Annotated in this window: 16 protein-coding genes; 6 read left to right on the forward strand and 10 right to left on the reverse strand. The window is 69.0% G+C overall.

The genetic code is table 11. From position 1 onward, the window contains the following. Positions 1-26 precede the first annotated feature (26 nt). Positions 27-1,070, forward strand: coding sequence for an ABC transporter ATP-binding protein (locus IEZ11_RS38795; RefSeq protein ID WP_189267717.1), 1,044 nt, complete (start codon positions 27-29; stop codon positions 1,068-1,070). A 323-nt stretch (positions 1,071-1,393) separates the two neighbouring features. Here the strand turns inward: IEZ11_RS38795 and IEZ11_RS38800 are convergent, their stop codons facing one another. Continuing rightward, the gene (locus IEZ11_RS38800) at positions 1,394-2,338 is read right to left on the reverse strand and encodes a hypothetical protein (RefSeq protein ID WP_189267757.1); all 945 of its coding nucleotides are present in this window, start codon (positions 2,336-2,338) and stop codon (positions 1,394-1,396) included. After that, complete coding sequence (locus tag IEZ11_RS38805; protein ID WP_189267718.1) at positions 2,338-2,745, reverse strand: ATP-binding protein; 408 nt, start codon at positions 2,743-2,745, stop codon at positions 2,338-2,340. The genes IEZ11_RS38800 and IEZ11_RS38805 overlap by 1 nt, the downstream gene beginning before the upstream one ends. A gap of 198 nt (positions 2,746-2,943) precedes the next feature. On the opposite strand from IEZ11_RS38805, the gene IEZ11_RS38810 reads away from it, so the two are divergent. From IEZ11_RS38810 to IEZ11_RS38820, 3 genes are all read left to right on the forward strand, one after another. Beyond that, the gene (locus tag IEZ11_RS38810; protein WP_189267719.1) at positions 2,944-3,795 is read left to right on the forward strand and encodes a helix-turn-helix domain-containing protein; all 852 of its coding nucleotides are present in this window, start codon (positions 2,944-2,946) and stop codon (positions 3,793-3,795) included. Positions 3,796-3,803: 8 nt separating this feature from the next. Then, positions 3,804-4,001, forward strand: a complete 198-nt coding sequence (locus tag IEZ11_RS38815; protein ID WP_373295025.1) for a DUF397 domain-containing protein — start codon at positions 3,804-3,806, stop codon at positions 3,999-4,001. A 63-nt stretch (positions 4,002-4,064) separates the two neighbouring features. Then, positions 4,065-4,805, forward strand: coding sequence for a class I SAM-dependent methyltransferase (locus IEZ11_RS38820; protein ID WP_189267721.1), 741 nt, complete (start codon positions 4,065-4,067; stop codon positions 4,803-4,805). A gap of 6 nt (positions 4,806-4,811) precedes the next feature. Here IEZ11_RS38820 and IEZ11_RS38825 read toward each other — a convergent pair whose 3' ends face one another. After that, positions 4,812-5,774, reverse strand: a complete 963-nt coding sequence (locus tag IEZ11_RS38825; RefSeq protein ID WP_189267722.1) for a helix-turn-helix transcriptional regulator — start codon at positions 5,772-5,774, stop codon at positions 4,812-4,814. 233 nt (positions 5,775-6,007) lie between these two features. Here IEZ11_RS38825 and IEZ11_RS38830 point away from each other — a divergent pair, with 233 nt between their 5' ends. Beyond that, a complete protein-coding gene (locus IEZ11_RS38830; protein WP_189267723.1) occupies positions 6,008-6,724 on the forward strand; it encodes an alpha/beta fold hydrolase in 717 nt (238 codons plus the stop codon). A 188-nt stretch (positions 6,725-6,912) separates the two neighbouring features. Here IEZ11_RS38830 and IEZ11_RS38835 read toward each other — a convergent pair whose 3' ends face one another. The 7 genes from IEZ11_RS38835 to IEZ11_RS38865 all read right to left on the reverse strand — a co-directional run bounded on the left by IEZ11_RS38835 (position 6,913) and on the right by IEZ11_RS38865 (position 18,183). Beyond that, positions 6,913-8,025: an ABC transporter ATP-binding protein gene (locus IEZ11_RS38835; RefSeq protein WP_189267724.1), complete on the reverse strand. Its 1,113-nt coding sequence runs from the start codon at positions 8,023-8,025 to the stop codon at positions 6,913-6,915. 17 nt (positions 8,026-8,042) lie between these two features. Further along, positions 8,043-9,107: an ABC transporter ATP-binding protein gene (locus IEZ11_RS38840; RefSeq protein ID WP_189267725.1), complete on the reverse strand. Its 1,065-nt coding sequence runs from the start codon at positions 9,105-9,107 to the stop codon at positions 8,043-8,045. A gap of 21 nt (positions 9,108-9,128) precedes the next feature. Next, the gene (locus IEZ11_RS38845; protein ID WP_189267726.1) at positions 9,129-10,109 is read right to left on the reverse strand and encodes an ABC transporter permease; all 981 of its coding nucleotides are present in this window, start codon (positions 10,107-10,109) and stop codon (positions 9,129-9,131) included. Between the two features lie 93 nt (positions 10,110-10,202). Beyond that, positions 10,203-12,014 (reverse strand): ABC transporter substrate-binding protein, encoded by a 1,812-nt coding sequence (locus IEZ11_RS38850; RefSeq protein ID WP_189267727.1) that lies wholly within the window; start codon positions 12,012-12,014, stop codon positions 10,203-10,205. 87 nt (positions 12,015-12,101) lie between these two features. Continuing rightward, positions 12,102-13,136, reverse strand: coding sequence for an ABC transporter permease (locus tag IEZ11_RS38855; protein ID WP_189267728.1), 1,035 nt, complete (start codon positions 13,134-13,136; stop codon positions 12,102-12,104). 695 nt (positions 13,137-13,831) lie between these two features. Then, a complete protein-coding gene (gene typA, locus IEZ11_RS38860) occupies positions 13,832-15,739 on the reverse strand; it encodes a translational GTPase TypA (RefSeq protein ID WP_189267729.1) in 1,908 nt (635 codons plus the stop codon). A gap of 200 nt (positions 15,740-15,939) precedes the next feature. Further along, positions 15,940-18,183: an ABC transporter family substrate-binding protein gene (locus IEZ11_RS38865; protein ID WP_189267730.1), complete on the reverse strand. Its 2,244-nt coding sequence runs from the start codon at positions 18,181-18,183 to the stop codon at positions 15,940-15,942. Positions 18,184-18,515: 332 nt separating this feature from the next. Between IEZ11_RS38865 and IEZ11_RS38870 the strand changes: the two genes are divergently transcribed. Then, positions 18,516-18,806: an Rv0250c family protein gene (locus IEZ11_RS38870; protein WP_189267731.1), complete on the forward strand. Its 291-nt coding sequence runs from the start codon at positions 18,516-18,518 to the stop codon at positions 18,804-18,806. Positions 18,807-18,854: the final 48 nt, after the last annotated feature.

Genomic DNA, 18,854 nt, shown 5'->3' on the forward strand with positions numbered 1-18,854 from the left:
CGTACAAGAGACGGGATTTCACCACCATGAGCAGCACCACTCCCCTCCTGGACGTCTCCGGGCTGACCAAACACTTCCCGATCAAGGGCGGCTTCCCGATCCGGCGCACGGTCGGCGCGGTCCAGGCCGTCGACGGCCTGGACTTCCAGGTCGCCGAGGGCGAGAGCCTGGGCCTGGTCGGCGAGTCCGGCTGCGGCAAGTCGACGACCGGCCGGCTGATCACCCGCCTGCTGGAACCGACCGCCGGCAAGGTCAGCTACCGCGGCCAGGACATCACGCACGCCAGCCGCAAGGAACTGGCGCCGATCCGGTCCGAGATCCAGATGATCTTCCAGGACCCGTACGCCTCGCTGAACCCCCGGCACACGGTCGGCAAGATCATCTCCGGCCCGATGGAGATCAACGACGTCAACCCGCCCGGCGGCCGCGAGAACCGCGTGCGCGAACTGCTGGAGATCGTCGGCCTGAACCCGGAGCACTACAACCGGTTCCCGCACGAGTTCTCCGGCGGCCAGCGCCAGCGCATCGGCGTGGCCCGCGCCCTGGCCCTGGAACCGAAGCTGATCGTCGCCGACGAGCCGGTCTCGGCCCTGGACGTCTCCATCCAGGCCCAGGTCGTGAACCTGCTGCAGAAGGTCCAGAAGGAACTGGGCATCGCGTTCGTGTTCATCGCCCACGACCTCGCGATCGTGCGGCACTTCTCACAGCGCGTCGCGGTCATGTACCTGGGTAAGATCGTCGAGATCGCCGACCGCGAGGACCTGTACGACAACCCGCGCCACCCCTATACGCGGGCCCTGCTGTCCGCCGTGCCCGAGGCGACGGTGGACGCGGCGCCGCGCGAGCGGATCCGCCTCGTCGGGGACGTGCCGTCACCGATCAACCCGCCGTCCGGCTGCCGCTTCCGCACCCGTTGCTGGAAGGCGACCGAGAAGTGCGCGACGGAGGCCCCGCCGCTGGTCCAGGCCGACGGCAACAAGCCCGGCCACCTGACCGCCTGCCACTACCCCGAGATGCGGGACACGGTTCCCGCCCCGCGCCTCTCCAAGGACCCCGAGGCAGCGGCCTGACACACCCCTTTCCGTCAGCCGCCGCCCGCGGACGGACTTTCACCGGCCCATTGACCCGAGCCCTGAACGTCCGCTCCAGGGGAGCAGGGGCCCGCACCTTCCCGGGTGCGGGCCCTTCTCTTGCCGGCGCTCACCCGCGCACGAACATCGGCAGCAACCGAGATGCCGCGCCGTTCCAAGACGTTCACGACCATCTGGTGACGCTCCCGAAGGCGCCCCTGTCAGGATCCTGCTTCCCAGCCCTCGCTCTGGGCCTCTCGCCCGCTCGCCTTCCCGTGTGGCAGTGAGTCATGTCAGGGCTGAGAGGCAGGCGGCCCCGATGCTCACTCTCCGGCGAACAGCTCCGCAGCATCCGCAACGTGCATCGCACGCTGGGCCCAGGCCTCAAGCTGGTCCGGGTCCGTACAGGCCCTCACCCGCTCGCGAACGCTGAAGCCGACCGAAATGCCACGCCACTGCAAGATCAGGAGAACCGCCTCGGCCTTGGCCTCGACCCGCCCTTCCGCACGACCTTCCTGACGACCTTCCTGACGACCTTCCTCGCGACCTTCCTCACGACCTTCCTCGCGACCTTCCTCACGCACCTGTTCCGCGAGCGGGTGCCGCCAGAAGTACTGGATCGCCGTCATCAGGTCCCTCCACATCTGCTTCGCCCGGGGATCGACCAGGCACGAATCGACGAACTGCACGAGGATCGCGGCGCTGTCCGCATCGATGGTCTTCAAGGCGGCCGCCAGCGATTCCAGTATGGCCGCAGCGTTCGGCCCTCGCCCGTGTGTCATGGCCGACAGCACCGCAAGAGGTACGTCCGCCTCCGCCTGCCGCTCGTCCGCGATCACCGGAACGTTGTCCGGGCCCAGCACCAGGGGCCGCACCGTCAACGACTCCCACCCCGGGATTCCGAGCCGAATCGGTTCCGATGCCCACTTCGCCGTCGTCCTGCTCTGCGTGATCACGATCAGTACCGGTTCACACCGGTACTTCTCGTAGAGATACGACAGGTAGTAGGGCCAGCTCCCCCGCTTCCGCCCGTCCATCTTCCCCTGCGACTCCACAACCAGGAGATACGTCCCCTCCTCCGTCTCCGCCCGCAGCAACGTGTCCACCCGACGCTCGACCGGTTCGACCTCCGTCAGGTCCACGTTCAGCGCCACGACCTCCCGAGGCTCCGGAAACGGCAGACACAGCACCTTCCGTAAGGCCCTGGTCAGCAGCGCCGGATCCTTCTGGAAGATCCGATGCAACGCCTCATGCGACGACCCCACCATCACGCCACCTCCAGCTCACACCACACGAACTTGCCCCGCTCCCCGAACCGGGCCGACGGCTGCCACCCCCAGCCGTCCGCACACGCCACCACCAACCCCAGCCCCCGCCCCGCCTCTTCGAGCTCCGTCACCCCTCCCAACGATCCCGGCGGCTCCGGAGGCACGGGATCCGCGTCCCACGCCCCGATCCACACCACGCCCCCAGGGGAACGCCGCACCCTCAACGCGGCCGGACCCTTCGTATGACGTACGGCATTCGAGACCAACTCCGCGGCGAGGAGCTCTGCGGTGTCCACCAGACCGATCAGGCCGTGCATCGTCAGGATCAGACGCAGGGTGCGACGGGAGATCGTCACCGCTCTCAGGTCGTTGGGCACGTAGAGCGTGTAGTCCCAGGTCTCGGACATGCGTCATCAACTCCGGTCAGGTGAGGGGGATTTCACGCACGGTGGCATCGCCGCACGAGGAAGGTGCGGTGCACTTCCGCTGCGTGTCCGTTACGTCACCGACGGTAGAGTCACAATTTGGGACGGCGCAAGTCGCTGCCGTAATCTTCCCCTCGAACGAGGCTCTGCCGCGCCGCAGTTCCCAGCGAGGAGGAAGACATGACGCGCAGGAAGCAACCCACCGCACGCCAGGCGCGGCTGGGTTCCGAGCTGCGCAAACTCCGCGAGGCCGCAGGGCTCAAGGGACTGGAGGCCGCCGTACTGCTGGGGACGGACTCGGCTCAGATCAGCCAGATCGAGTTCGGTACGGCAGGCGTGAGCGAGGAGCGGGTACGCCGCCTCGCCGCCCATTACTGCTGTACGGACGTGGAGTTGGTCGAGGCGTTGGTGGCAGTGGCGACCGACCGCACCCGGGGGTGGTGGGAGGAGTACCGGGGTCTACTGCCGACGTCGTTCCTCGACCTCGCCGAACTGGAACACCACTCCTCGTATCGGCTCGACGCGGAGTTCCTGCACATCCCCGGCCTGTTTCAGACGGAGGACTACGCCCGCGCCGTCTTCTCGTACCGAGTGCCCGAACTACCGGCGAGCGACCTTGAGCTGCGCGTCCGTCACCGCATGGCACGCAAGGCGGTCATCGATGAGCCGGCCCGCGTTCCCTACGAGGCCGTGATCCACGAGGCAGCACTGCGCATCAGGGTCTGCGACCGGGCAGCCTCACGTGCCCAGCTCGACCGCGTCCTGGAGTTCTCCGAAGCACCCCGCATCTCCGTACGGGTGATCCCGTTCGACTTGGACGGCTTCGCCGGAGCGACGAACGCCATGATGTACGCGGGTGGCGCCGTTCCCAAGCTGGACACGGCGGTACGCGACGCGCCACAGGGTGCGGGGTTCATCGACTCCGAAGCTCAACTCGCCGCGTTTCGAACACTCTTCCGTAAGGTGGAGTCAGCGTCCCTCAGTCCCGAGCGGTCGCGCGACTTCATCCACAACCTGACGAAAGAGCTGTGAGGCACACCGTGGCCCCTGACAACTGGCGCAGGTCGTCCTACTCGGGAAGCGGCGACGGCAACAACTGCGTCGAGGTCGCCCACCGTCCCACCTGCATATCCCTCCGCGACTCGAAAGCCCCCAGCGCAGCCACCCTCACCTTCCCCTCCGTCGCCTTCGCGTCCTTTCTCCGGGCGATCAAAGGTGCCCGCTCCACAGCCAGTTGATAGAAGTTCAAGAAGGAGCCCGTTCCCGACCCCCCGTTCAACATCGTGTGGCACACTGCCGCGGTGGTCGATCATTCGTACGCGGATCTCTCGCTCGCCGCGCTCTACGACAGCCTCAACCCGTGGGGGCCGGGTGACGACTTCTACCTGGACCTGATGATGTCCGCCGGGTCCGTGCTCGATGTCGGCTGCGGTACCGGGCGGTTGCTGCGCGGGGCGCGGACCGGGGGGCACGACGGGCGGCTGACGGGGCTGGAGCCGGCCGCGGCGATGCTCGTACAGGCGCGTCGCGCCGAACCCGGTGTCGAGTGGGTGCTCGGCGATCTGCGCAGCCGCCGCTGGGACACCGCCGACTTCGACCTCGTCGTCATGACCGGCCACGCCTTCCAGGAACTGCTCAGGGACGAGGAGTTGAGGGCGGCGCTGACCGCCGTGCGCAGTGCGCTGTCCGCGACCGGGCGCTTCGTGTTCGAGACCCGTAACCCCGCCGCTCGGGCCTGGGAGGGCTGGACCCCCGACCGCGTACGGCATGTCACCGGCCCGGACGGCCGCGCCGTCCGGGTCTGGCACGAGGTCGAAGCGCCGCCGAGCGGGGAGCGGGTGACGTTCACCGAGACCTACGAGGGCGGGGCCTGGGCGCAGCCCCAGGTGTGCCGCTCCACCCTCCGCTTCCTCGGCCCCGACGCCCTCGCCGGTTTCCTGGGCGCCGCCGGCCTGGAGGTAGTCGAGCAGTACGGCGACTGGGCACGCGGCCCGGTCGGCTCCGCCAGCCCCGAGATCATCACCGTCGCACGGCAGGTCTAGGAGCCGTCACGACGGCCCCGCCGCCGCGGTGAAGCGCGCCCCGAGCGACGCGACCGCGGCACGCAGTTCCGCCCCGCCCTCCACGCGGAAGGCGAACGGGACCCTCGCCAGCCACTCCTGCGCGTACATGTCGGGGTTGCGGGTGCTGCCGACGAGCACGCACCGGTCCTCCCCGAGCGGCTCGGCCCGTCCCATGGGCGGGCGGATCCACGGAGCCACCTCGGCCAGGGCGGCGTCGAACCGTACCCGGGTGGGAAACTCCCAGCCGAGGCCCAGGTTCTCCTCCAGCACCGTGACCGGGTCCAGACCCCCGGGCGGATCGAAGCCGCGTCCGGTCGGCCGGACCGTGCGGACCCGGTCGACCCGGTAGGTGCGGATCGCGTCCACCCGATGGGAATGGCAGAGCAGGTACCAGCGGCCGTGGCGGACGACCAGGGACCAGGGATCCACCTCCTCCTCCCACTCGTCGCCGGCCTCGCTGCGGTACGTGACCGCGATCCGGCGCCGGGCCGCGACGGCGTCGACCAGGTCGCCGGTGACGGCCGGGTCCGGGCGCGTCGAGTACGGGTCGGGTGCGGCCGACGCGTGCTCGCGCAGCATGGCCGCCTGCTGGCCGACGCTCTCCGGCAACGCCCTGACGACCTTGTCCAGGGCGGTGCCGACCAGGTCGTCGGCGTCGGTCCCGGCCGACTGGCGGCCGAGCACCGCCATCACCAGGCCGAGCGCCTCGGCCTGGGTGAAATGCACCGGGGGCAGCCGCGTGCCGCGCCCCAGCCGGTACCCGCCGTGCGGCCCGCGGGCCGACTCCACCGGGATGCCGGCCTCGCGCAGGATCCCGACGTACCGGCGGGCAGCCCGTTCCGTGACGCCCAGCCGTACGGCGAGTTCACCGGCCGTCGTACCGGGGCGGGCCCGGAGTATCTCCAGGGTGCGGATGGCTCGCGCGGTGGGGCTGAGATCGTTCGGCACGGCAGCAGGCTAAGCGCTCCGCTGGAAGTGCCGCGATGGGCCGCCGTGGTTCGCCTGCGGGTCCGTGGGCGCTGCTCGCGCAGTTCCTCCCCCAGCCTTCGGCCGGGGGTACCCCCAGCGCCCCTTCGGAGCGCTGCCGGGGCACTGTCGAGGGCCATTGGACAATCCGGCAGCGGATCGTCCGGATCTCCTCCTACGGTGAGGCGCGTGAAGCCGGAGAAGGGGAAGTAATCATGGACATACTGCTCATCGGCGGCCTGTGGCTCAGCGGATCCGTGTGGGACGACGTCGCGGCCGCGCTGGAGCCGCTGGGGCATCGTGCCGTGCCGCTCACGCTGCCGGGCCAGGGGGACGGGGCCGCGGCCGCCACGCTCGACGACCAGGTGGCCGCGGTGCTCGCCGCGGTGGACTCGGCGAGCGGGAGGCCCGTGGTGGTGGGGCACTCCGCCGCCTGCACCCTGGCCTGGCTGGCCGCCGACCGGCGGCCGGAGCGGCTGGCCGCGGCCGTGCTCGTCGGCGGTTTCCCGTCCGCCGACGGCCGGCCGTACGCCGACTTCTTCGAGGTGCGGGACGGGGTCATGCCCTTCCCGGGCTGGGAGCCCTTCGAGGGGCCGGACGCCGCGGACCTCGACGAGGCCGCCCGGCGGTCGCTGGCGGCTGCCGCGATCCCGGTGCCCGAGGGCGTCGCCAAGGGGGTGGTGCGGCTGACCGACGAACGGCGGTTCGACGTCCCGGTCGTCGTCGTGTGCCCGGAGTTCACGCCCGCGCAGGCACGGAAGTGGATCGCCGACGGGGAGGTTCCGGAGCTCGCGCGGGCCGAGCACGTCGACTTCACCGACCTCGACTCGGGCCACTGGCCCATGCTCACCCGGCCCGCCGAACTCGCCAGGATCCTGGCCGAGGCGGCGGGCGCGGCGGACAGCAGGGCTCAGGCTCACCGCGCGCCCTGACCGGGCCGGCCGGCCGCCGGCGCCCCCGAAGGGGCGCTGGGGGTACCCCCGGCCGAAGGCTGGGGGAGGAACTGCGCGACCAGCCACGACGGCGCCGCAGACGGGAATCGGCAGACAGCGGCAGACGGCGGCAGCCAGCGGCAGCCAGCGGCAGCCAGCAGATCGCCGCACCTCCGGCGGAGCGCCGCCTACCCCTCCTCCTCCAGCGCCGCCAGCGCCGGGTCCAGGACGATGTCCTCGTCGCGGGCCTGCGTCGTCGGGTCCTCCGGGAAGTGGCAGGCCGTCAGGTGGCCCTCGTGGTTGCCGGAGATCCGGAGCAGCGGGGGCTCCTGCGTCGCGCACTTGTCCTGGGCCTTCCAGCAGCGGGTGCGGAAGCGGCAGCCGGAGGGCGGGGAGATGGGGGACGGAACGTCGCCGGCCAGGCGGATGCGTTCGCGGCCCGCCGAGTCGCCGTCGTCCGTGAGGCTGACCTCGGGGACCGCGGACAGAAGCGCGTGGGTGTAGGGGTGGCGGGGGCGGGTGTAGATCGCCTCCCGGTCGCCGACCTCGATGATCTTGCCGAGGTACATCACCGCGACGCGCTGCGAGAAGTGCCGTACCACCGCGAGGTCGTGGGCGATGAAGAGGAACGCGATGCCCAGTTCCCGCTGCACCTCCTGGAGGAGGTTGACCACCTGGGCCTGGATGGAGACGTCCAGGGCCGAGACCGGCTCGTCGGCGACGATCAGCTTCGGTTCCAGGGCCAGGGCGCGGGCCACGCCGATGCGCTGGCGCTGGCCGCCGGAGAACTCGTGCGGGAAGCGGTTGTAGTGCTCCGGGTTCAGGCCGACGATTTCGAGGAGTTCCCGGACGCGCTTCTCGCGGCCGCCCTCCGGCTCCACCCCGTTGATCTCCATCGGACCCGAGATGATCTTTCCGACCGTCTGCCGCGGGTTCAGCGACGAGTACGGGTCCTGGAAGATCATCTGGATCTCGGACCGGATCGGCGCCAGTTCCCTGCGGGAGGCGTGGGTGATGTCCTGGCCGCGGTAGCTGACCTTGCCGGCGGTCGGTTCCAGCAGGCGGGTGATCAGCCGGCCGGTCGTGGACTTGCCGCAGCCGGACTCGCCGACCAGGCCGAAGCTCTCCCCCACCCGTACGGTCAGGTCGATGCCGTCCACGGCCTGGACCTGACCGACCGTGCGCCGGACCGGGAAACCCCCCTTGACCGGGAAGTACTTGGTCAGCCCGGAGACCTCCAGGAGAGGCTCCCCCACGGTGACCGGTTGGTGCTGTGCCGGGAGGACCATGTCCTCTGTCATGACGTGTCCTCCAGGACCTAGGCCAGTCGGGGTTTGATCTCTTCGAGGAAGATGGTGCGTTTCTGGTCCGCCGTGAGGTGGCATGCCGAGGCCCGGTCGGGGGCCAGGAGCGGGCGTTCGCCGACGCAGCGGCCGGCGCCCGTCACCCGGTCCTGGAAGGTGCAGCGCGGGTGGAAGCGGCAGCCGGAGGGCGGGGTCAGCAGGGAGGGCGGGGCGCCGGGGATCGGGTGCAGCGGCGTGTCCAGGTCGGAGTCCAGGCGCGGCATCGAGTTCAGCAGACCCCAGGTGTACGGGTGCTGGGGGGCGCGCAGGACCTCGTCCGTCGTACCGCGCTCCACCGCGCTGCCCGCGTACATCACCATGATGTCGTCGGCCATGTCGGCGATCACCCCCAGGTCGTGGGTGATGAAGATGATGCCGGTTCCGAACTCCTGCTGGAGGTCCTTGAGCAGGTCCAGGATCTGTGCCTGGACGGTCACGTCCAGGGCGGTGGTCGGCTCGTCGGCGATGAGCAGGTCGGGGTCGCAGACCAGGGCCATGGCGATCATCGCGCGCTGGCGCATACCGCCGGAGAACTGGTGCGGGTAGTCCTTCGCCCGCTCCTTCGGGTTGGGGATGCCGACCTTGGCGAGCATCTCGACCGCCCGGTCCCAGGCCGCCCGCTTGGAGGCGCCCCGGTGTTTCATGAAGGGCTCGGCGATCTGGCGGCCGACCGTGTAGTACGGGGAGAGCGCGGTCAGCGGGTCCTGGAAGATCATGGCGGCCTTGTTGCCGCGCACCTTCTCCAGCTCGGACTCACGGGCGGTGATCAACTCCTGGCCGTCCAGGAGGATCTCGCCCTCGACCGTGGTGAACTGGGGGTTGTGCAGGCCGAGGACGGTCAGGTTGGTGACCGACTTCCCGGAGCCCGACTCGCCCACGATCCCGAGGGTCCTGCCCCGCTCCACGTCGAAGGACAGCCCGTCCACGGCCCGCACCACGCCGTCCTCGGTCCTGAAACTGACGTGCAGGTCCCGGACCGAGAGGAAGGCACCCGCGTCGGCCGGTGCGGGGGTGCCGGCGTCCTTGGTCAGAGTGGTCACGACGGTTCTCCTCCTGCCGGCCTAGGCGAGCCGGACGCGCGGGTCGATGAACGCGTAGGTCGCGTCGACGAGGATGTTGAACAGCAGGATCATGCTGGCGGAGAACAACATGACGCCGAGCAGCAGCGGCAGATCGCTGAACTGCACGGATTCCACCGCGAGGCGCCCCAGGCCGGGCAGTCCGAAGGTGTACTCCGTGATGATGGCGCCGCCGAGCAGCGAGCCGAGGTCGATACCGAAGATGGTGACGATCGGGATGAGCGAGCCGCGCCAGGCGTAACGGAAGAAGACGTATCTGCGGGACATGCCCTTGGCGCGGGCGGTGCGGACGTGCTCCTCCTGGAGCTGTTCGATCATCGACGAGCGCGCCATACGGGTGTACTGCGAGGCGAAGATCGTGGAGAGCACCACCCACGGGATGATCAGCCCGGTGAACCAGGTGACGGGGTCCGCGGTGAAGTCGTTGTACGCGGGCTTGTCGAAGATGTGCGACTGGTAGACCAGGGCGGCCAGTGCCAGCGGGCCCAGGAAGTAGATCTGCATCGAACTGATCACCATCGAGCCGGCGGTGACCGTCTTGTCGAGCATGGTGCCGCGCTTCCACGCGGCGAGCATGCCGGTGCCCAGACCCACGAAGAGGAAGACCACCGCGGCACCGAGGGTGAGCGAGACGGTGGTGGGCAGCCGGTCCATCATGGTCGACCACACCGGGTCGTTGGTGTGGTACGAGTACCCGAAGCAGGGGGCGGGGCAGGGGCCCTGGGCGAACTGGTTGCTGCCCAGGATCAGGTTGTGCAGGAAGATCCAGTACTGCTCGGGGATCGACTTGTCGAGGCCGAGCACGTGGTGGATGTTGGCGAGGCTGGTCGGATTGCAGGTCTTGCCGCACATCAGCAGAGCCGGGTCGCGTGGCATCCCGAAGAAAAGCAAGAACGTCACGATGCTCAACAGGAAGAGGATGACGACGGCACCGAGGATCCGGCGGACGAGGAAGCGCAGCATGCGAGGGGCTTTCTGACGTCGGCGGGCCGGGCGGTACCCGGTGCGGTGTCGCCCCGAGGGGCGCACGCACCGGGTACCGGGCGGGCGAGGGGGTTACTTGATGTAGAGACGACGCGGGTCGATGCCGCCGATCACGTCGTCGTAGACCAGGCCGCCGACCTTGGAACCGGCGATCTGGACCTGCTTGTAGTCGATGGTGGGAACGGCGTTGATGACGTCCTTGACCAGGTACTGGTCGAGCTTCTCCCACGCGGCGGCCGACTTGACCGGGTCGCTGATCGCGTTGGCCGCGTCGATGTCGGAGTTGGCCTTGGAGTCGTTGACGTGCGAGTAGTTCGGCGAGCCGTCGGCGATCGCGCGGCCGTCGAACAGCGGCGGGATCACGGTCGAGGCGGACGGCCAGTCGGCGCCCCAGGCGGAGGCGTAGATGTCGTAGTTGTTGTCGACCTTGCCGACCTGGTCGTAGTACGTCTCGGCCGGGATGTCCTGGCGCTGCACGTTGAAGCCGGCCTTCTCCAGGGCCGCGGCGATGGCGGTGGAGTACTGCTGGCCCTCGGGGGTGTTCTGGTAGCCGTAGGTCAGCTTCAGACCGACCTTGCCGGCCTTCTTCAGCAGCGCCTTGGCCTTGGCCGCGTCACCGCCCGGGTTCTTCTTCTTGCCCCACGGGTCGAAGGAGGCGTCGTAGCCGCTGACGGTCGGGCTGATGAAGCCGCCGGCCACCTCGGCGGCCGAACTGCCGCCGAAGGCGCGGATGATCGGGGTGATCGGCAGGGCGTAGGCGATGGCCTCGCGGACCGTCTTGTCCTGCAGCGCCGAGTGCTTCATGTTGATGTTGATCTGGCCGACGTAGGGCTGGTAGCCGGCCACCGTGCGGGCCTTGAGGGCCGCGTCGCCGCCGAGGACCTGGGAGATGTTGCCCGCGTCCACCGAGTTGTTGAAGCTGATGCCGGCCTGGTCGGCGCCGCTGTTGGCGAGCAGCTGCTTGGTGGAGTCCTCGTACTGCACGTTGAACGTGAAGTCCATCTGGTCCACGTACTGGTTGCGGATCGGGTCCGTCTTCGGGTCCCAGTCGGGGTTCTTGACCAGCACCATCGACTTGCCGGACTTGAACGACTGGATCTTGTACGGGCCGGTCGTCAGCGGGGCCTTGTCGTACTTCTCCTTGGTGTCGCCCTTCTTGGAGACGACGGCGTAGCCCGCCATGGCGAGGGCGTACGGCAGGTCCGGGTGCGCGGTCTTGAAGTGGAAGATGATGGTCTTGCTGTCGGGCGTCTCCAGGATGCTGTTCGGCAGGTGCTTGCCCTTGTAGGGGCCGTCCGGGAGCAGCTTGCGGTAGTCGGCGCCGTTGGTGTCGGCCAGCCACTGCTGGAGGTACGTGGGGCCCTGGTTGATGAAGGAGGCGAAGAGCCGCTCGTAGGTCTGGCGGAAGTCCGCGGACGTGATCGGCGTCCCGTCGGAGAACTTGATGCCGTCCTTGAGCGTGTACTTCCAGGTCTTGCCGCCGTCCGTGGTGGTACCGGAGTCGGTGGCCAGGTCGCCGACGACCTCGTGCCCGCTGCCCTTGTTGTTGGTGGACTTGTAGCCGGTGAGGCCTCTGTGGATCAGCGTGGCGAGCGAGCCCTCGTCGGAGACGTAGATCTGCCCGGGGTCGAGGTGCGCGTAGGAGTCGCGCTGCAGCACTTCCAGGGTGCCGCCGGTCTTCGCGCCCGGCACGGCGGCCGCGGGTCCTGTCGAGTCCTTCGCATCGCCGAACTTGATCGACGCCTGCTGCCGTTTGGCGTTCTGCTGGTCCTTCTTCTCGTTGTCGCTGGCGTTGCTGCCGCCTTTGCTGCAACCGCTGAGCACGAGTGCCCCGGCCGCGAATACTGACAAAGCGGCGTATGCATGGCGTCCGCCCCTACTCATCACTGAAGTCTCCACCCATCTGTGTGTACGCCGGTGCGAAGGAAATGGCCGTGCGGTATCCGGGCGAGGACGCCCACAAGCTCCCGGTCAGCGCGCCGTCTTGGGATCGAAGGCGTCCCGGACCGAGTCCCCGAGCAGGTTGAAGGCGACGACGAAGACGACCATCGAGACGCCGGGGAAGAACATGTACGTGATGTCGTTCTGGAGGACGAGCTCGGTGGAGGCCTTGGAGAACATCTGGCCCCAGTCGGGCGTGGGCTCGACGATGCCGACCCCGAGGAACGACAGACCCGCCTCGATCGTCACGAAGCTGGGCAGGATGTACGTGGCCTGCACCAGCAGCGGTGTCACCACGTTCGGCAGGATCTCCCTGCGGATGATCCGCCAGGGCGAGGCGCCGCTCACCTTGGCCGCTTCGATGAACTCCCGTTCCCGCAGGGCGAGTGTGGTGCCGCGCAGGATGCGGGCGAGGCTCATCCAGCCGAGCACCCACTGGACGACGATCAGTGCGACGACGCGCACATAGGTCGGCGTCTCGTCGCGCGGGGAGACGAACAGCGAGACCACGACCGGCATGCTGGCGATGAAGAACAGCTGCGAGGGGAAGGCGAGCAGGAAGTCGATGAGCCGGCCGATGAAGAAGTCGGTCTTGCCGCCGAGGTAGCCCGCCGTGACGCCGAGGAGGATTCCGGTGAGGACGACCGCGACGGTGACCGCCAGGGAGATCAGCAGCGAGGTACGGATGCCGTAGATCAGCTTGGTGAACACGTCGTAGCCGTTGCCGGGTTCGAGACCGAACCAGAACTCGCTGCTGATGCCGCCGTTGGGCTGCACCGGCACACCCGCGCTGTCGAAGAGTTCGGGACGTTCGTCGGCGTAGACGGTGTACGGGTTCTTGCCGTACAGCTTCGAGATCAGCGGGGCCGCCGCCGCGACGACGAAGAAGAAGGCCACGACGAACGCCGAGATGACGCCGGTGCGATCGCGCTTGAAGCGGATCCACATCAGCTGGCCCGGCGACCGGCCTTCGACCTTCACCGTCGCGGTGTTCGGGTCGGGCTGCGGTCCGCCGTCCACGACGGCAGACCTTCCGCCACCCTCAATGTCCGTAGGACTTGTCACAGTTCGTCCAATTCACAGGTGTGGGTGTGCCGAACCGGCGGCCGACGCGGGTGCGCGGTCGCTGCGGCATGATCCGATGAGGCATGATCCGACGAAGCGTCAGGACATCCCCGGGGTGAGCGGGAATGCCGCAGCCGGACGCGCGTAGGCGAGCGACGGCGCTACGCGGCCGACCGCTGCTTCAGGACCAACCGCCGGACGAACAAGGGCAGTCGGACCGAACGGCCGGTAGAGCCGGAACAGCCGGTGGAACCCACCTGGTGCCTGTGACACTGCACATGGGACTTCTCCTCATGACTTCACGTGTTCATCAGCAGGAGGTTTCCGTCCATACCCTCCGACACCCCTGACGGAGGGTCAGACACCCCCTGATGCTCGTGAGTCGGGCGCTGTCCCCACAGCGCGAGACCCATTGACCCGAGCGCTACGCGGCTAACTATCTGCCATGAGCCAGGTGCCGACCACTGTCTTTAAATCTCAATTCAGTCACAGCTGGCGCGTAGTTCTTCCGAAAAATGGACAAAGCGTTCGACGGGAGAAGGCCGCGAAACGGACTTGTTACATGGGTATCGGGCGAGGATCTCCGCATTTCGGACACGGTGGCGAAAGTGGCCGACATCCGTCCGCTCTAAAAAGGGTTGCAAAAAACCCGGGCACCCCCATCATGGGGGTGCCCGGGTCGGGATGTCCTGGGATCAGCCGTGCTTGGCGCGGCTGGCGGCGCGGGCCCGCTCGCGGGCGTCCAGGTTCACCTTGCGGATGCGAACGGCCTCCGGGGTCACCTCGACGCACTCGTCGTCACGGCAGAACTCCAGCGACTGCTCCAGGGAGAGCTTGCGCGGCGGGACGATCGCCTCGAACGAGTCGGCCGAGGACGACCGCATGTTCGTGAGCTTCTTCTCCTTGGTGATGTTCACGTCCATGTCGTCGGAGCGCGAGTTCTCGCCGACGATCATGCCCTCGTACACCTCGGTGCCGGGGTCGGTGAACAGCACACCGCGCTCCTGGAGGTTCGTCATCGCGAACGCGGTGACGGCACCGGAGCGGTCGGCGACCAGCGAGCCGTTGTTACGGGTCTGCAGGGCACCGAACCAGGGCTCGTGGCCCTCGTGGATGGAGTGGCCGATACCCGTACCACGGGTCTGCGTGAGGAACTCGGTACGGAAGCCGATGAGACCGCGGGACGGCACCACGAACTCCATGCGGACCCAGCCCGAGCCGTGGTTGGACATGTTGTCCATCCGGCCCTTGCGGACGCCCATGAGCTGCGTGACCGCGCCCATGTGCTCCTCGGGCACGTCGATCGTCATGCGCTCGACGGGCTCGTACGTCTTGCCGTCGACCTGCTTGGTGACGACCTGCGGCTTGCCGATGGTCAGCTCGAAGCCCTCGCGGCGCATCTGCTCGACCAGGATGGCGAGCGCCAGCTCACCACGGCCCTGGACCTCCCAGGCGTCCGGACGCTCGGTGTCGAGCACCCGGAGGGAGACGTTACCGATCAGCTCGCGGTCGAGACGGTCCTTGACCTGGCGGGCGGTGACCTTGCGGTCCTTGACCGCGGCCTTGTTGTCGGCACCCTTGCCGGTGCCGCCGCGGCCGACCAGCGGCGAGGTGTTCGTGCCGATGGTCATCGAGATCGCCGGCTCGTCGACCGTGATCAGCGGCAGCGGGATCGGGTTCTCGGTGTCGGCGAGGGTCTCGCCGATCATGATGTCCGAGATACCGGCGACGGCGCAGATGTCACCCGGGCCGGCCATCTCGGCGGGCTTGCGGGTGAGCGCCTCGGTCATCAGCAGCTCGGTGATGCGCACGTTGGACATCGTGCCGTCACGCTTGATCCAGGTGACGGTCTGGCCCTTGCGCAGCTCGCCCTGCTCGACGCGGAGCAGCGCGATACGGCCGAGGAAGTTGTCGGCGTCCAGGTTGGTGACGTGCGCCTGGAGCGGGGCCGACTCGTCGTACTCGGGGGCCGGGACGTGCGACAGGATGGTGGAGAAGAACGGCTCCAGGCTGTCGCTGTCGGCGGGGACGGTGCCGTCCTCCGGCTTGGTCAGCGAGGCCACACCGTCACGCGCACACGCGTAGACGATCGGGAACTCGATCTGGTCCTCGTCGGCGTCCAGGTCGAGGAAGAGGTCGTAGGTCTCGTTGACGACCTCGTCGATCCGGGAGTCCGGACGGTCCGTCTTGTTGATGCACAGGATGACGGGCAGGCGCTGCTGGAGGGCCTTGCGCAGCACGAAGCGGGTCTGCGGCAGCGGGCCCTCGGAGGCGTCCACCAGCAGGACCACCGCGTCCACCATCGACAGACCGCGCTCGACCTCGCCACCGAAGTCGGCGTGGCCCGGGGTGTCGATGATGTTGATGGTGATGACGTCGCCGCCATCCTTGGGGTGGTACTTCACGGCCGTGTTCTTGGCCAGGATCGTGATGCCCTTCTCACGCTCCAGATCGTTCGAGTCCATCATTCGGTCGTCGAGCGACTCGGCGGCGTGCGCGGCGAAGGCACCGGCCTGCTTCAGCATGGCGTCGACGAGGGTCGTCTTGCCGTGGTCGACGTGGGCGACGATGGCGACGTTGCGGATGTCGTGGCGCGTGGCCATGGTGCGGCGTACTCCCGGGGTGTTGAGAAGGCCCTGTGCGTACGTCCGTGTGACGCGGGCCTGCCGGGCTTGACACGCCACGGCCTCACCCCATGTTACGTGGCCTTTGTAACTGAGGCTCGCCGGGCCGCCTCCATGGGGCGCGGGCAACTGCGTGACCAGCCACAATGCACCCGCACCCGGCAGCGAATCCGCTCCCTCTACCCCTTGCTCGGGCTCGGAGACACCTTCGCGCCCTTCTTCAGGAAGCCCATGTCCTGGTAGACCGGCGTCTGGAAGCCGAAGGCGCCGACGTTCACCAGACTCTTCAGGGCGCCCACGATCTGCGGCCGCTGGTACAGCGGCAGCGACCCGGCCGACGCCCAGATCCTGGAGTCCGCCTTGCGCAGCAGCCCGTCCGCCTCGTCCTCGTCCAGCGTGCCCAGCGCCTGGTCGAAGAGCTGGTCCACCTGGTCGGTGCCGACCCGCGTGTAGTTCTGCTCGACGTTCAGCGACCCGTCGGCCGCCACCACCGGCTTCGCGTAGATCGGCCGCGCGTCCGTCGCCGGGAACGCGGACGACGGCCACGAGTACAGCGCGAGGTCGTACTGTCCGGACGCGATGTGGTCCTTGAAGTAGCTGTCGTCCGGGACCTTGTGGATCTCGGTCGCGATGCCGACCTTGTCCAGCATCGCCGAGATCTGGCCGGCGACCGTCTGGAGCGTCTCCGAGCCCGGCCCCGAGGGCAGCACGAACCGCAGCGAGAGCGCCTTCCCGTCCTTGGCCAGTGGTCCGGCCGGCGCCCCGGCGCCCCTGGGTGCCGCCGTGCCCTTGGGCGCGTACGCCCCCGGCGCCCCGTGGGCGTGGTCCTTCTGGTGGTCGCGGGTGTCCTTGTCGTTCGAGCCCTTGTCGTCCTCGCCGACGATGTACTGCCCGTCGTGCCCGCCGTCCGACTCGTCGCCCTGCTCCCCCTTGTCTCCCTTGACCCCCTTGTCTCCCTTGTCGCCCTTCTTCTCGTCCTCGGCGCCGGCCGCCTTGCCGCCGGCCTTGACCGGCCCGCCGGCCACCCAGCCGGCGTCGGCGAGCAGCGCCTGCGCCTCGTGGGTGTCGAGGCCGCCGATGGCGCCGCTGCCGTCGGTGTAGGCGGCCTGCCCGGACAGCGCCACATGGCTGCCGACCGGCACCGCGGGCAGCCCCAGCGGGGTGAGCACCAGCCTGGCGAGCGCCTGGCGGTCCAGGGCGCGGGCGACGGCCCGGCGCACCCGCTCGTCGGCGAGCGGGCCCTCGGAGCCGTTGAGGGCGAGCTGGGTGTAGGCGGGCTCCAGCGACTTGCGGACGTCGAAGTCGCGCAGCTCGTGCTGCTGCTCCAGCCACTTGGCGATGGACCGGCGGAGCTTCTTGGGCCCGTCGGGCAGCTTCTCCTCGTCCATGCCGAGGGTCAGTGCCCAGGACCGCAGCTTCTTGGCGGAGGTCTTCCCGGCGCCCTGCAGCGGCAGGCCGGTGCCCTTCTCGCGGCCCGCGATGGTGATCCGCTCGGCCTCGGAGGCGTCGATGTCGGCGACGTCGACCGTGCCGGCGGCGAGCGCGGCGGCCCGCTTCGCGCGGTCCACGGCGTGCAGGTCGATCTCGTCGAGCTTGGCCGGGCGGCCCCACCAGCGCGGGTTGCGGGTGAGGATCACGTCCTTCTTGGCGGTGTCGACCCTGTCGACCCGGAAGGGGCCCGCGGTGACGGTGAGCTTGCGGCGGGCACCGTCGTTGAAGGCGTCCGGGGTGCCCATGACGTCCTTCGGGTACAGCGGGGAGAACAGCGACTGCCAGTCGGCGTAGGGCCGGTCGAAGGTGACCCGGACCTCCAGGTCGTTGGCGCCGCGCTCGATCTGGGCGATGCGGTCGTAGCCGGCGTTGCGGGCGGTCCAGTACGCCGAGTCCTTGCCGGACAGGGCGCGCCACTGGGCGGCGAAGTCGGCGGCGCCGATCTCCCGGCCGTCGCTCCAGACGGCCTGCTGGTTGAGCTTGTAGAGGACGACCTGGCGGGGCTCGGTCTCGATGACCTTGGCGGACTCCAGGTAGTCCGGGTTGCGGACCGGTCGGCCCTCGGCGTCGGTGGTGAACATCGACGGCAGGACGGCCTGGGCGACCCGGGTGGTGCCGGCGTCGGCGTCGGCCTGGAAGGTGTTGAGGGTCTCCGGTACGGCGTCCACGGCCATCCTGAGCGTGCCGCCCTCGGCGACCGAGGCCCGGGCGACCGCCGCGATGTCCTGTGCGGCGAGCGGCTTGCTGCCCTCGTCGTCGGAGCCGCAGCCGGCGAGCAGGGGCACGGCGAGGGCGCCCGCGGCGAGGAAGGCGAGGGCGCTCCGCTGGTGGCGCCGCGATGGGCCGCACTTCGGCTGCGGCTCCGTCGTGGTTGCTCGCGCAGTTCCCCGCGCCCCTGAGGGGGCGCTACGGCTGACGCCCTGGTGAGACATCTCTGCTTACCTCCGGGAGGCCCCGTGACACGGGTGCGGTCTGTTCACGTTTGGGGGTATTTTGGAGTTGATCACATGTACGTCAGAAGTACGGACCCCACTGAAATGGACGGGGTCCGCCCGCCGGGGACGACACGGCGGCGGGGGCTGCCAAACCCCACCCGTGCGGCGCAATCCCGGCGCACACAGAGCGCGTGCGGGCGTGCGACGGAGGCATGCAATCCGCCAATCGCTGCACATGGCTTCACATCGGCAGGTGTGACGCGCAACACTCGCAGGCGCATGAACGTTGCCGCCTTGGACCATGAAGTCCGCGGAAGTGAGGTCACGTCATGTCCGTGCACGACGACCTGACGTCAGTCCAGCGTTGCCTAGAAGACCTGAACCGGTCCGTCGGCCGCCTGGAGCAGCAGCTCGGGAGCGGCGGACTGGAGATGCGCCGCGTCCGATCCGACGCCGATCACCTGCGCGAGAGCGTGGCACTGCTGCGGGAGGCGGCCAACACCGGCACCCCGGGCAAACGCCCCGAACTCGTCACCATCTCCGACGACCCGTACGACATCAACCTGTGGACGGACACGGACGACGAGGGTCTCGGCGCCCGCGACCGGCACGCCCCCTAGGAGCGCCGCCCGCAGGCCCCCGACCCCCGACCCGACCGGAGTCATCCG

The sequence above is a fragment of the Streptomyces fuscichromogenes genome, assembly GCF_014645815.1.
GTDB classification, from domain to species: Bacteria; Actinomycetota; Actinomycetes; order Streptomycetales; family Streptomycetaceae; genus Streptomyces; species Streptomyces fuscichromogenes.